Origin of the sequence: Curtobacterium sp. SGAir0471 (assembly GCF_005490985.1) — a bacterium.
Taxonomy (GTDB): domain Bacteria; phylum Actinomycetota; class Actinomycetes; order Actinomycetales; family Microbacteriaceae; genus Curtobacterium.
The window spans coordinates 1,336,072-1,348,829 of record NZ_CP027869.1 but is presented as its reverse complement, the minus strand read 5'-3'; the positions used below and the strand labels follow the sequence as shown (position 1 = coordinate 1,348,829).

General features: G+C 71.3%; 12 protein-coding genes. 2 read left to right on the top strand and 10 right to left on the bottom strand.

Annotation, left to right across the window (positions count from 1 at the left end):
- Positions 1-182: 182 nt before the first annotated feature.
- Positions 183-905, bottom strand: a complete 723-nt coding sequence (locus tag C1N91_RS06200; RefSeq protein ID WP_058729215.1) for a lysophospholipid acyltransferase family protein — start codon at positions 903-905, stop codon at positions 183-185.
- 42 nt (positions 906-947) lie between these two features.
- On the bottom strand, positions 948-1,901 hold the full coding sequence (locus tag C1N91_RS06195; protein WP_058729214.1) for an ROK family glucokinase: 954 nt from the start codon (positions 1,899-1,901) through the stop codon (positions 948-950).
- A 172-nt stretch (positions 1,902-2,073) separates the two neighbouring features.
- On the opposite strand from C1N91_RS06195, the gene C1N91_RS06190 reads away from it, so the two are divergent.
- On the top strand, positions 2,074-3,921 hold the full coding sequence (locus C1N91_RS06190; RefSeq protein WP_254678369.1) for an AMP-dependent synthetase/ligase: 1,848 nt from the start codon (positions 2,074-2,076) through the stop codon (positions 3,919-3,921).
- A 110-nt stretch (positions 3,922-4,031) separates the two neighbouring features.
- On the opposite strand, the gene C1N91_RS17110 is transcribed toward C1N91_RS06190, so the two are convergent.
- The 3 genes from C1N91_RS17110 to C1N91_RS06180 form a co-directional block, all read right to left on the bottom strand.
- A complete protein-coding gene (locus C1N91_RS17110; protein ID WP_263480178.1) occupies positions 4,032-4,160 on the bottom strand; it encodes a hypothetical protein in 129 nt (42 codons plus the stop codon).
- 152 nt (positions 4,161-4,312) lie between these two features.
- Positions 4,313-4,816 (bottom strand): peptide deformylase, encoded by a 504-nt coding sequence (locus tag C1N91_RS06185; RefSeq protein WP_058729212.1) that lies wholly within the window; start codon positions 4,814-4,816, stop codon positions 4,313-4,315.
- A complete protein-coding gene (locus C1N91_RS06180; protein ID WP_137767037.1) occupies positions 4,785-4,994 on the bottom strand; it encodes a hypothetical protein in 210 nt (69 codons plus the stop codon). The genes C1N91_RS06185 and C1N91_RS06180 overlap by 32 nt, the downstream gene beginning before the upstream one ends.
- Positions 4,995-5,054: 60 nt before the next feature.
- On the opposite strand from C1N91_RS06180, the gene C1N91_RS06175 reads away from it, so the two are divergent.
- Positions 5,055-5,867: a ParA family protein gene (locus C1N91_RS06175; protein ID WP_058729211.1), complete on the top strand. Its 813-nt coding sequence runs from the start codon at positions 5,055-5,057 to the stop codon at positions 5,865-5,867.
- 735 nt (positions 5,868-6,602) lie between these two features.
- Here C1N91_RS06175 and C1N91_RS06170 read toward each other — a convergent pair.
- The 5 genes from C1N91_RS06170 to C1N91_RS06150 all read right to left on the bottom strand — a co-directional run bounded on the left by C1N91_RS06170 (position 6,603) and on the right by C1N91_RS06150 (position 12,756).
- Entirely contained in the window at positions 6,603-7,163 is a 561-nt protein-coding gene (locus C1N91_RS06170; RefSeq protein WP_058729221.1) for a MerR family transcriptional regulator, read from the bottom strand.
- Between the two features lie 199 nt (positions 7,164-7,362).
- The gene (ftsR, locus tag C1N91_RS06165; RefSeq protein WP_137767036.1) at positions 7,363-8,067 is read right to left on the bottom strand and encodes a transcriptional regulator FtsR; all 705 of its coding nucleotides are present in this window, start codon (positions 8,065-8,067) and stop codon (positions 7,363-7,365) included.
- Entirely contained in the window at positions 8,067-8,546 is a 480-nt protein-coding gene (locus C1N91_RS06160) for an FHA domain-containing protein (protein WP_137767035.1), read from the bottom strand. The genes ftsR and C1N91_RS06160 overlap by 1 nt, the downstream gene beginning before the upstream one ends.
- A 194-nt stretch (positions 8,547-8,740) precedes the next feature.
- Positions 8,741-10,333: a chitinase gene (locus tag C1N91_RS06155; RefSeq protein ID WP_137767034.1), complete on the bottom strand. Its 1,593-nt coding sequence runs from the start codon at positions 10,331-10,333 to the stop codon at positions 8,741-8,743.
- Positions 10,333-12,756 (bottom strand): glycosyltransferase family 2 protein, encoded by a 2,424-nt coding sequence (locus C1N91_RS06150; protein ID WP_137767033.1) that lies wholly within the window; start codon positions 12,754-12,756, stop codon positions 10,333-10,335. The genes C1N91_RS06155 and C1N91_RS06150 overlap by 1 nt, the downstream gene beginning before the upstream one ends.
- Positions 12,757-12,758 lie beyond the last annotated feature (2 nt).

The window sequence follows — 12,758 nt, the reverse complement described above, 5'->3', positions numbered from 1 at the left end:
GATCCTGCAGGGCGACGACGTCGGTCGACTCGATCAAGGCGGTACCTCGGTGTTCTGGGTCGGGCGGGAGCGGATGGCCTGCGCGCAGGCCGGTCCGGCCGGGGCCGGAGTCCTCAGATCCTACCGTCCGGGCAGGACGCCCCGCTCCCGCGTGACGCGGCAGCGGTGGCGACGGTCGTCCGTCAGGCCGTGGGCGTCCGGCGGTCCTTCATGACCTGCTCGCGCGCACTGCTGGCACGCTCCTTGACGCTCGTCGCGTAGACGTCGACGTACTCCTGGCGGCTCACCCCGGCGAGCTCGTGCATGACCTCGTCGGTGACGCTGCGCAGGATGAAGCGGTCGGTCTCGAACCCCTCGAAGCGCGAGAAGTCGAGCGGCTTGCCGAAGACGACGCCGACGCGCTTGAACTTCGGGAACTTCTGCCCGATCTGCTGCACCTCGCGCGTGCCGATCATCGCGACCGGCACGACGGTCACCCGACCCTCGAGGATCATCCGGGCGATGCCGGTGCGGCCGCGGTAGAGCTTGCCGTCCGGGCTCCGGGTGCCCTCGGGGTAGATGCCGAGCTGCTCACCGCGCGCCAGGACCTGGAGCCCGGTGTGGAGCGAGGCCTCGGAGGCCTTGCCGCCCGAGCGGTCGATCGGCAGCTGTCCGATCGCGTTGAAGAACGTCTTCGTCGCCCAGCCCTTGAGGCCGCGGCCGGTGAAGTAGTCACTCTTCGCCAGGAACGAGATCCGCCGGTCGAGCACCGCCGGCAGGATCACCGAGTCGATGAACGAGATGTGGTTCGACGCGAAGATCACCGGACCCTTCGCGGGCACGTGCTCACGACCGACGACCCACGGCCGGAAGAGGGTGAGGATGAGCGGGCCGAGCAGGAAGTTCTTGAGCAGCCAGTAGGTCACCGTCGACTCCAGTTCGGGACGCGCGTACCGTCGGGGGTGACCCTACGCCGTGCGGGCGTGGATGCGGGCGAGGTCGGCGGCGCCGACGACACCGGCGTCGTTCACGAGCTCGGCGATCACGAAGTCGGGTTCCGGGTGGTAGCCGCGCGCCGGCAGGTTGTTCAGGTACGCCTGCTTGATCGGCTCGAGCAGCCGGTCCCCCGCGCTCGCGACCCCGCCGCCGAAGACGAACAGCTGCGGGTCGAGGACGGCGGACAGCGAGGCGCACGCCTCGCCGAGGTGCCGACCGAGGCGACGGAGCGCCGCGAGGGCCCCCGGGTCGTCGGCCAGGATCAGGTCGCCGACGATCTTCCCGTCGAGCTGGCCGCCGTTCTGCTCGCGGGCGTCCGCGAGCGCCGACCCGATGCCGCCGGCGTCGGCGACGTCGTTCGCCATGCGCTGCAGGGCACGACCGGAGCCGTACTGCTCGATGCAGCCACGGGCGCCGCACCCGCAGGGCAGGCCGTTCGGGACGATCCGCAGGTGCCCGATCTCGCCGCCCGTGCCGAAGCCGCCGCGGAAGAGCCGGTCCTCGGTGACGATCGCGCCGCCGACGCCCGTGCCGATCGTGAGCATGGTCATGTCCGACACGAGTCGACCGGCACCGAAGCGGAACTCCGCCCAGCCGGCCGCGTTCGCGTCGTTGTCGACGGTGATGTGCAGGTCGCCGAGGCGCTCCTGGAGCTTCTGCCGCAGGGGCTCGTTCCGCCACCGGATGTTCGGCGTGTAGTAGACGATCGACTGCGAGGCGTCGATGAACCCGGGTGCCGCGACACCGACCGCTCCCACGTCGTGGGCTGCTCGCAGGCGCGTGACCATCGTCACGACGTCGTCGAGCATGGCGTCCGGGTCCGCCGCGTTGGTGGCGACGCGGTCCTCGGCGAGGATCTCGCCGAGCTCCGAGACGACCGCTCCCGCGATCTTGGTGCCCCCGATGTCGATTCCGATGGCATGCACGAGCGTCGAGCCTACCGCCTCCGCGTAGCGGTGCCGAACGCCCGTTCGGCTGACGAGGTGCTGCGAACCCGGCTGCGCCCCCTCCGTGCCGCACGCCCACGCCCGTATGCTGGCGGTGACGTCTCATCGTCGAGGCGTCCTCGTGTCGAACCGGCCGACGAGGGAGTCAACCGTGAACGATCAGCGGCAGTCCGCACCCACCCCCGCACCCGACCACGGCTCCGCCGGCCGGCTGCTCTCCGAACGGGCACGTCGGACACCCGACCGGCCGATCCTCGCCCAGCGGCACGGCGACACGTGGACGACGGTGAGCGCCGCCGACACCCTCGCGCGCGTCCGCGGCATCGCGAAGGGGTTCGTCGCCGCCGGGCTCGAACCGGGCGCGCACGTCGCGATCCTGTCCCGCACCCGGATGGAGTGGACGCTCGTCGACTTCGCCGTCTGGACCGCCGGGCTCGTGTCCGTGCCCGTGTACGAGACGAGCTCGCCCGACCAGGTCCGCTGGATCCTGTCCGACTCCGAGACCGTCGCGATCGTGGTCGAGCAGGAGGAGCACGCCCGCCGGGTGGCCGCCGTCGCACCGGACCTGCCGCACCTCGGCCAGCACTGGACCATCGACGGCGGTGGGCTCGACGACCTGGTCCGCCTCGGCGAGACCGTCACCGACGCCGAACTCGACGCCCGGACGGCGGACGTGCACGGCCACGACGACGCGACGATCATCTACACCTCGGGCACGACCGGACGCCCGAAGGGCTGCGTCCTCCGCCACGACAACTTCACCGGCACGGTCGAGGGCGCCACCGAGGCCATGCCCGAGGTCGTCGCGGACGGGTCCTCGACACTGCTCTTCATCCCGATGGCCCACGTGTTCGCCCGGTTCATCGCGGTGATGTCGATCTCGACCGGCGTGCTGGTCGGCCACGAGCCCGACACCCGCGACCTGATGCGGGCGGTCTCGACCTTCCGGCCGACCTTCCTGCTCGCCGTCCCCCGGGTGTTCGAGAAGATCTACAACTCGGCGGAGCAGAAGGCCGACCTGGGCGGCAAGGGCAAGGTCTTCCGTGCCGCCGCCGACGTCGCGGTCGCGCACTCCGAGGCCGTCGCCGACGGCCGGGTGCCGCTCGGCCTGAAGCTCCGGTTCGCCCTGTTCGACAAGCTCGTCTACGCGAAGCTCCGCGACGCGATCGGCGGCCGGGTGCAGTACGCGATCAGCGGGTCCGCACCGCTCTCCCCCCGCCTCTCGCACTTCTTCCGCTCGATCGGCGTGCACATCCTCGAGGGCTACGGGCTGACCGAGACGACGGCCCCCGCGACCGTGAACCGGGCGCACGAGCTGCGGATCGGGACGGTGGGGCGCGCGCTCCCCGGCGTCGAGGTGCGCATCGCCGACGACGGCGAGATCCTGATCCGCGGCGTCGACGTGTTCGACCGGTACTGGCACAACGACGAGGCGACGACGAAGGCCTTCGCCGACGGCTGGTTCCGCACCGGTGACCTCGGCCGGCTCGACGCCGACGGCGTGCTCACCGTGACCGGCCGGGCGAAGGAGCTCATCGTCACCGCGAGCGGCAAGAACGTCGCGCCGGCGCCGCTCGAGGACGGCATCCGCGAACACCCGCTGGTCGGGCAGGTGGTCGTCGTCGGCGAGGGCAAGCCGTTCGTCGCAGCGCTCGTCACGCTCGACCGCGAGATGCTGCCGGGCTGGTGCGAGGCCCGTGGGATCTCCCCCGCGCTCACCCCGCGCGCGGCAGCGTACGACGAGCGCGTGCACGCCGCCGTGCAGGAGGCCGTTGACACCGCCAACCAGCGCGTCTCCCGCGCTGAGTCGGTGCGGTCCTTCACGATCGTCGACACCGAGCTGACGGAGGCGTCGGGGCACCTCACCCCCAAGCTGACGATCAAGCGCGCGGTGGTCCTGCGCGACTTCGCCGCGGACGTGGAGCACATCTACTCGGGCTCGAAGGTCCAGACCACGGCTACCCCGGTGGTCGCGTCCCGACGACGGAACCGCGCGTAGGGACGACGGACGGGAGGCCCGGTGCCGGTCCGACGGACCGACACCGAGCCTCCCGTGTGTCGTGTGCGCGCGGGGCGCGACCCGTCGTCGGGACGCGACCGCACGCCGGCTCAGGCCTCCGGGGCCTGCTGCACCTCCGGTGCGTCGAGGACGGCGACCGACGACGTCGTCGGTGCGGGGTCCGGGCGGCGGTTGGTGCGGGTACGGTGCGAGCTGAGCTCGTCGTTCTGAACGGTCATGCTGGGTGTCCTGAGGGTGTGGGATGCGCGTCGGTGGGAAGCCGACGCGGACACGGTACCTCGTGGTCGGGATGTCCGGACAATCCCACGAAGGGGTGTCACGCCCTGTTCGCCGAGAGCGGCTCGTCCGGTTGCGTTCCGGACGCTCGCGCTCAGTGGAACCAGGCCTGCGCGCGGATGTCGCGGAGCGCCCCGCGGCGGACCTCGGGGTCGAGGGTCATCACGTACACCGTGCCGTCGAGGTGGTCGACCTCGTGCTGCAGCGCCTCGGCCATCAGCCCGGTGCCCTCGAGCACGACCTCGGCCCCGTCGACGTCGACGCCGCGGACCTTGGCGTACGGGGAACGTGGCGTCGGGTAGGACAGGCCGGGCACGGACAGGCAGCCCTCGTCCATCAGCTCGACCTCGCCGCGGACCTCGACGACCTCGGGGTTGAGCACGTACCCGACCTCGCCGTCGACGTTGTACGAGAACGCGCGCAGGCCGACCCCGATCTGCGGGGCGGCCACGCCGGCGCGACCGGGTTCCCGCACGGTGTCGAGGAGGTCCTGCACGAGGTCACGGACGCCCTGGGAGCCGAGCGCACCGGGCGCGATCGGGTCAGCGGGGGAACGGAGGACGGGGTCACCGAACAGGCGGATGGGACGGACGGTCATGTTGGTGCAGCACCACCAGGAGGTCGGCGGCGTCCACCTGCGGGGACGCCGGGAGCGTGGGACGGCCGACGGCGTCACCGACGGCGACCTCGGGCACGACCGCACCGGAGGACGGTGCGACACGGGACGCGTGCAGGGCGATCCGGCCACGGTTCGCGACCGAGATCTTGCTGGACACGACGTCCCTTTCAGCCCGGGTTGAGGTGTCACAACCCTACTGGCGGTAACGTGGCTCACCGTGCATGTACTCAGCGTGAGCTCCCTCAAGGGTGGTGTCGGCAAGACGACGGTGACGCTCGGCCTGACTTCGGCCGCGTTCGCCAAGGGACTGCGCACGCTGGTGGTGGACCTCGACCCGCAGTCCGACGTCTCCACGGGCCTCGACATCGACATCTCCGGCCACCTCAACGTCGCCGACGTCCTCGAGAACCCGAAGGAGAAGATCGTCCGCCAGGCGATCGCCCCGTCCGGGTGGACGAAGGGTTCGCAGGGCAAGGTCGACGTGCTCGTCGGCTCCCCCTCGGCGATCAACTTCGACGGGCCGCACCCCTCCATCCGGGACATCTGGAAGCTCGAGGAGGCGCTGGCCAACGTCGAGCAGGACTACGAGCTCGTGCTCATCGACTGCGCACCGTCGCTGAACGCCCTCACCCGCACCGCCTGGGCAGCGTCGGACCGCGTGACCGTCGTCACCGAGCCGGGTCTGTTCTCCGTGGCTGCCGCCGACCGGGCCCTCCGCGCGATCGAGGAGATCCGCCGCGGCCTCTCCCCCCGGCTGCAGCCGCTCGGCATCATCGTGAACCGGGCGCGCGTGCAGTCGCTCGAGCACCAGTTCCGCATCAAGGAGCTCCGGGACATGTTCGGGCCGCTCGTGCTCTCGCCGCAGCTGCCCGAGCGCACGTCGCTGCAACAGGCGCAGGGTGCGGCGAAGCCCCTGCACGTGTGGCCGGGCGAGTCCGCGCAGGAGATGGCGAAGAACTTCGACCAGCTGCTCGAGCGCATCATGCGCACGGGCAAGATCGGCCCCTACGCCGAGGGCGGCGCCGCCTAGGCCCTGCCTGGCCTGGGCTGGCCTGCCCGGCGCGGCCTGCATGGCCTGGCCTGCCTAGCCTGGGGCAGGGCCCCGGCTCGTTCTCGTCGCACGACATGCCGTCGCGCCGGAAGCTGAGCGGCAGGTCGTGCGACCACGGCGCTCGCAGGCAGCATGTCGTGCAACCGGAACTGGCGACGAACCGTGCGTGGGCGGTCGGTCCGCGCCGGTCGATCGACGGTCGGCGATCGGCCGTCGCTCACGCACTCGCGTCCTGGTCGCACGACATGCCGTCGCGTCGGAAGCTGAGCGGCAGGTCGTGCGACAACAGGGCTTGCGGGCGGCATGCCGTGCGACTACAGCGGACGCCGGTGGCGTGTCGTGCGACCGGAAGCGTCGACGATCCGGGCTTCGGAGGTCGAAGTCTGGCGAATGGAAGTCGTCGGTCTTCGGTCGGCGCCGGTACAGCGTCGGGCGGTGGCCGGCGATCCCGCACTCGCGCTACCGCCCTGGTCGCACGACATGCCGTCGCACCGGAAGCTGAGCGGCAAGTCGTGCGACCTCAGCGGACGCAGGCGGCAGGTCGTGCGACCGGAGCTGGCGGTCTTCCGGACGCCGTCGCCGCGCGTCGGACGCCGAGCGGGTGCGACCCGTCGTCAGCGGGCGGGAGCGTGACGGATCGTGCACGCTCGTGCGCGCTTCGATGACAGCGCCGGCCGAGGAAAAAGGCCGAGCGTGCGTGCGTGCGAGGGGCGGCTAGGACGCGCGGGAGGCTCGGCGCGCGGCGAGCTCGTCGTCGGGGTCGGCCGCCGGGGTGGCGTCGAGCTCGACCAGGGAGCTCTCGACCTCGCGCAGGACCTTGCCGACGGCGATGCCGAACACGCCCTGGCCGCGGGACACCAGGTCGATGACCTCGTCGTCGGAGGTGCAGAGGTAGACCGAGGCCCCGTCCGACATCAGCGTCGTCTGGGCCAGGTCGGACACCCCCGACTCGCGGAGCTGGTTCACGGCGGTGCGGATCTGCTGGAGCGAGATGCCGGTGTCGAGGAGTCGCTTGACGAGCTTGAGGACGAGGATGTCGCGGAAGCCGTAGAGCCGCTGCGAACCGGAGCCGGCAGCGCCACGGATGGTCGGCTGCACGAGCTCGGTCCGGGCCCAGTAGTCGAGCTGGCGGTAGGAGATGCCGGCTGCACGGGCGGCGACGGTGCCGCGGTAGCCGTTCTGCTCGTCGTGCTCGGGGAGGCCGTCGGTGAAGAGCAGGCCGAGGTCGTACCGAGTCATCTCGGACTCGGTACCGGGGGTGTCAGTCCCACTCATGTGCATGCCTTCCACGACGTTCGAGCTCCCACCAGAAGGTTCAACGACGGGTTGAGAGTTGTTTCGAGGTCCACGGTAGCGACTCGGGCACGGTCTGCCCGGCACATCCGCACCGGCGCGTCCGGCGTGTCGAGGATACGCCCTGACCACCGACGGTCGACAGGGGTCACCCGTAGTCCGGACGCCGCCCGACGACCGGTCATGCGTCGAGGCGACCGATCGCCGCGCGGACCAGGTTCGACCGGACGACCTCGAGCTGCCCGGCGATCTCCCGCGCGAGTTCGGTCGCCTTGGCGCGGGACGTGGCGTCGCCGCGCCGGGACACCGGCATCAGCGCGGACTCGATCAGCCCGACCTCGCGCTCGACGACCCCGCGCATGGTGCGCAGGTGCCGCGGCTCGATTCCGGTGCGCTGGAGTTCGACGAGGGCCTTGAGCACGGCCACGGCGTCGTCGCCGTAGGTGTCCGCTGCGGGGAGCAGCGACGCCGAGACCGCATCGGTCAGGAGCATCGGCGAGGCGCCCGCGGCACGGACCGTCTCGTCGCGGGTGTACCGGCGCTCGCGACCGAGGATCGACGGCTTCGGTGCGTCCCCACCACCGGGGAGGACGGGCTCGCGACCGGCGTCGAGGTCGGCGAGGTAGTCCTTGATGACCTTGAGCGGCAGGTAGTGGTCGCGCTGCAGTCCGAGGACGATCCGGAGCCGCTCCACGTCTGCCGCCGAGAACTTCCGGTACCCGCTCGCGGTGCGGATCGGTGTGACGAGCTCACGTTCCTCGAGGAAGCGGAGCTTCGAGCTCGACAGGTCGGGGAACTCGGGCTTCAACCGGGCGATGACCTGCCCGATGGTGAGCAGGTCCGGTACCGCAGCACCGGCCCGGGCTGCGGCGGACCGCGCAGCCACTACGCGGTCGCCAGGCGCGCCAGGTCGACCCGGGATGCGTAGAACGTCAGGCGGAACTTGCCGACCTGCACCTCGGCACCGTCGGTGAGCAGCGCCTCGTCGATGCGGACGCCGTCGAAGTAGGTGCCGTTCAGGGAGCCGTTGTCCTTGACGCTGAAGGCCGTGCCGTGACGCAGGAACTGGGCGTGCTTGCGGGAGACCGTGACGTCGTCGAGGAAGATGTCCGCGGCGGGGTGCCGCCCGGCCGTCGTGACGTCCGAGTCGAGGAGGAACCGCGCGCCGACGTTCGGGCCACGACGGACCACCAGCAACGCCGAACCGGAGGGCAGGGCGTTGATCGCCTCGCGCTCTTCCGTCGAGACACCGGACTCGGCCGTGAGGGCCGCTCCCATGTCCATGCTGAAGGTCAGGGTGGTGTCGACCAGCCGCTGTTCCGGAGTCTTCTGACCGCCCGGCTGCGGGGCCACTGGCTCTGGCATCGTGGACCTCCTCCTCTTGGCGCCCCAGCGTATCGGAAACGGGTGACCTCGCGGGAGCCCCGAACGGGGCTGGGGAGAACTCGCCAGCACGCGCACAGCGAACGCACCGAGGTGACCCAGCTGGCGGACGGGAGGCGCGGGGCGGACCCGCACCGCGCCTCCAGACCGGAACCGGGTCACGTCGGTGCGACCGCTCACGGAGCCGGCGTCGCCGTCGCGGACGGGGCGGGCTGCCCGGAAGCGAGGGCGTCGAGGATCCGGCGCACCTCGGCGTCCTTCAGCCGCACCCAGGGCGAGCCGTCCGGGTCGCTCGTCGACGCCTCGGGGCTGTCGCCGGTGTTCCACCACTTCGACTGGTACGGGATCCCGTGGAACAGGACGCGGGCACCCGTGTCGTACTGCGCCGTGCCGGACCACGCGGCGTAGGAGCCGGCGGGCAGGGTGAGCGGTTGCACCGGCTTCTCACCGGGCAGGACCGGCCCGATGATCTGCCACGGCGTCTCGTAGGCGCTGAGCACCGGGTCGTCGGGCAGGTCGCCCGAGGTCCACCACTTCGCCTGGTAGACGTTGTGGTGCCACACGACCTTCGTGCCCTCGAGGTACGAGGCGTCCTGGTCCCAGACCGGGTACGGGCTGGTCTTCGGGTCGTCGTTGGGCTGCTCGGTGGCCGACGGCTCGGCCTCGGTGACGTCGGACGCTGCCGCGACGATCCCGCCGGTGAAGCCCTTGCCGAGCACGTCGGCGAACAGCAGTCCGTGCTGGTCGACCCCCGAGCACGAGTTCGAGACGGTCGACAGGTTGACGTAGTTCGAGCCGCAGGTGGTGTCCCGGTTCAACGACCACATCGACATCCGCCCCAGCCCGCGGTCCCGCGCCCAGGCGTTGAGCTTCCGGGCGTCGCTCAGCGAGAAGACCTCGTCGCGGACGTCGTTCTGCCCGATCATCGGGGTCGCGCCGACCTTGTGCCAGAGCGTGCCGTCGCCGAGGGGCGTGCCCGAGCGCTGGTACAGGACGCCGAGCTGGCGCTGGACCTCCTGCAGCGCCTGCACCGAGGCCGAGTACATGCTCTGGCTGGAGCCCTTCGCCTCGCCGTAGTCCATGGTCATGGCGTTCACGCCGGCGAGGTCCACACCGGCGGCGAGGAACTGCGACACCGCGGTCGTCCCGTCGGACGTCAGGCCCGAGGGTGCGGCCGGCAGGGTGAGCCACACCGCGAGCGGGTGGCCGGCCGCCCGACGCTGCTCCTGCAGCGCCGCGACCGCCTTCGCCCGGCGCTCCCCCGCGGTGCGGTTCGTCAGGTCGTCGCCCTCGACGTCGAAGTCGACCGTCGACAGGTCGTAGCGCTCCACGACCTGGCGGTAGGCGCCGAGCAGGTCGGACCCGTTCGTGCAGGTGGTTGCGAGCTCGTCGTTCGTCAGGCCGCCGAACGACACCCCGACCTCGCCGTGCTGCTGCTGCAGGCGGGCGACACGGCGGTCGAGGTCGAGCTGGTCCGCCGCACCCTGCAGCGAGTAGTAGGACCCCCACGTCGGCGAGCAGGCGTCGTCGTGGTCGGCGACGACGAAGGACAGCATGACGTTGCGTCCCTTCGCCGACTTGACGTCCTCGAACGCGAAGGCCGGCGTCGCGGTGACGTCCGTGTAGGCGCCGAACCACGCGGGCTGCCGCTCGGTCGCCTGCGCGGCGTGCCAGCGGTCGAAGCCGGCGTACCCGGCGACCGCGACGGCGGCGGCGACCACGACCGCGATGGCGACCCGGACCGGGGAGAGTCGTCTCGTCGTCGACATCAGGCTGCGCTCCGTTCCTGCTGGGTGCCGGTCGTGCCGGCCCGGGTGGACGCGACCGGGCGCGTGCCCGTCGCACCGACGACGTCGGCGTCGTGGCGCACGGGCAGGTTGCCGCCGCCGTGGCCGAAGTAGAGGACCGCGTGCCAGTCCTCGGTGACCGGCTCCGGGACCGGGCCGACCCCGTGACGACGACGTCCGTGGCGACGCTCCGCGCGGGCGGCGCGACGAGCGGCACGGCGGGCCGCGCGCGCCGACGGGTCGTAGTACATCCACCGGGTGGCCCACAGCCAGACGTCGACCACGGAGTTCCACACGCCGATGTAGGCGACGATCGCGTACGTCGCGAGCAGGGCGTTGAAGGCGGCGAAGACCGCGTTGCCCCAGTTCTGCGCGCCGTAGTCGCGGACGAAGGTGAAGACCGAGAACGCCACGATGGCGTACGGCGCGAGCACGTAGAGCGCCGGCGAGGCGGTGCGGTCCCGCACCTTGGGCGTCCGGGCGAACGGGATCTTCTTGGCCGTCAGTGCCTGCTGGATGCTCTTGAGCACGCCCGCGACGTTCACCGGGGTCAGGATGAGGTTGAAGCCGTAGATGCGGAGGACGTCGGTGCGCTTGTACCCGCAGTACTGCAGGTCGCTCGACAGCAGCCAGAAGTACGGCAGCGCGGCGAGGAGCACCATCGGGCTGAGCAGGCGCGAGTCGTACGGGTACGCGAGCAGGAAGACGAGCCCGAACGACGCCCAGGTGATCGACGCCATGTAGTTGACGCGCAGCGCCATCTCGACGAGACCCACCCGCTCGCCACGGGCCCGGCGCTCGCGGACCTGTCGGACGTACTTCGGCAGGATGAGGAGACCACCGTTCGCCCAGCGTCGGCGCTGGACGACGAGCGACCCGAAGTCCGGCGGTGTGGCGCTGTAGGACAGGCGCTCCGGGTAGTTGACGAGTGTCCACCCGTGCATGCCCAGGTCGACGCTCGACTCGGTGTCCTCGATCACGGTGCGGTCCTGCACGTAGCGCTTCACCTCGAAGCCGCCGACGGTCTCGACCTCCTCGATGTCGCGGAGCGCCTGCGTGCGGATCACGGCGTTCGCCCCGACCCAGAAGGTGGCGTCGTAGCGGGACATCCCCTGGTGCAGGATGTGCTGGATGTCGGTGGTGGCACCCGCGAGCCGTTCGATGCGCGTCGCGGCCCCGCGGAAGGACGAGTACGGGGTCTGCGTCACCGCGACCCGGGCGTTCTCCGGCTGCTCGAGGAAGTAGACCAGGCGCAGGCAGTAGTCGCGCAGCAGGACGGAGTCGGCGTCGAGCGTCAGGAGGTAGTCCGAGGCCGGGACCACCAGGTCGGCGGCGGCCGGGTCGGCGACGGTGCGCAGGACGGTGCCGGACGCGGTCTCGTCGAACGCGTACGCCCCGCCCATCAAACCGATGTAGGCGTTGAGGTTCATCGCCTTGTTGGCCTCGTCGGACAGGTTCACGTACCGCTTGCGCTCGAAGGTCGTGAGCTCGGCCGTGAAGGTCCAGGCGAGACGGCGCTGCAGCTCGAGTGCCCGCGCGGAGGTCACCTCGCTGAAGTCCTGCCCCAGGGCGACGGCGTCGGCGATCGCGGCCTCGAGCGCCTCGGCGGTCAGGCGGAACTCGTCCGCGAGCCCGACGAGCACCTGGTCGTGGAAGAACCGGTCGACGTGGTCGGCGACCTCGTGCTCGCGGGCGTTGCGGCGCAGCCACGCGTCCGCCCAGCGGTGGTGCTCGACGAGGGTCCGGAGGGCGTGCGTGCTGGCGAACGGTGCCGCGTCCGCCTCGACCTCGGCGGAGAACAGCGCCTCCTGGAAGCGGCGCGAGGGCGCCTCGAGCTGTGCCTGGATGCGGCCCGCGACCGCGCGGGTGCGCTCGAGCTTGTCGAGCGTCTCCGGGTCGGTCGGGAAGGGCGCGTCGTCGACCAACAGGACGACGCGGAGGGCCGGGTACTCCTGGAGCGCCGCCGACCAGAGGGTGGTCGCGACGACGTCCGGCTCCTCGGCGTAGCTCGGCACGAGGACGGTCATCGGTGCGTCGTGGCCGGTCGCGAAGTGCCGGTCGAGCTCGGCGCGCGGGACCCGCACGTGGGCCGCGAAGCGCTCCATCGCGCCCTGGCGGGCGACCAGGTGCATGAGCGCCGAGAACGTCAGGAAGGTGACCACCACGAGGTACGAGATCGCCTCGGTGGTGAAGCGGAAGCTCTCGGTGCCGTAGTCGAGGAACTGGCGGATCACGGTGTAGACGACGTACGCCAGCCAGAAGGCGATGGTCAGGATGATCGCCACCCGCCCGGAGACGAGCTTCCGGTCGGAGGGGCGGGCGTGCAGGGTGTCGAGCGGACGGGTCCGGCGCTCGGCACCCCACTGACGACGGCGCGTCGGTGCGCCGGCGGGCAGATCAGGCATGG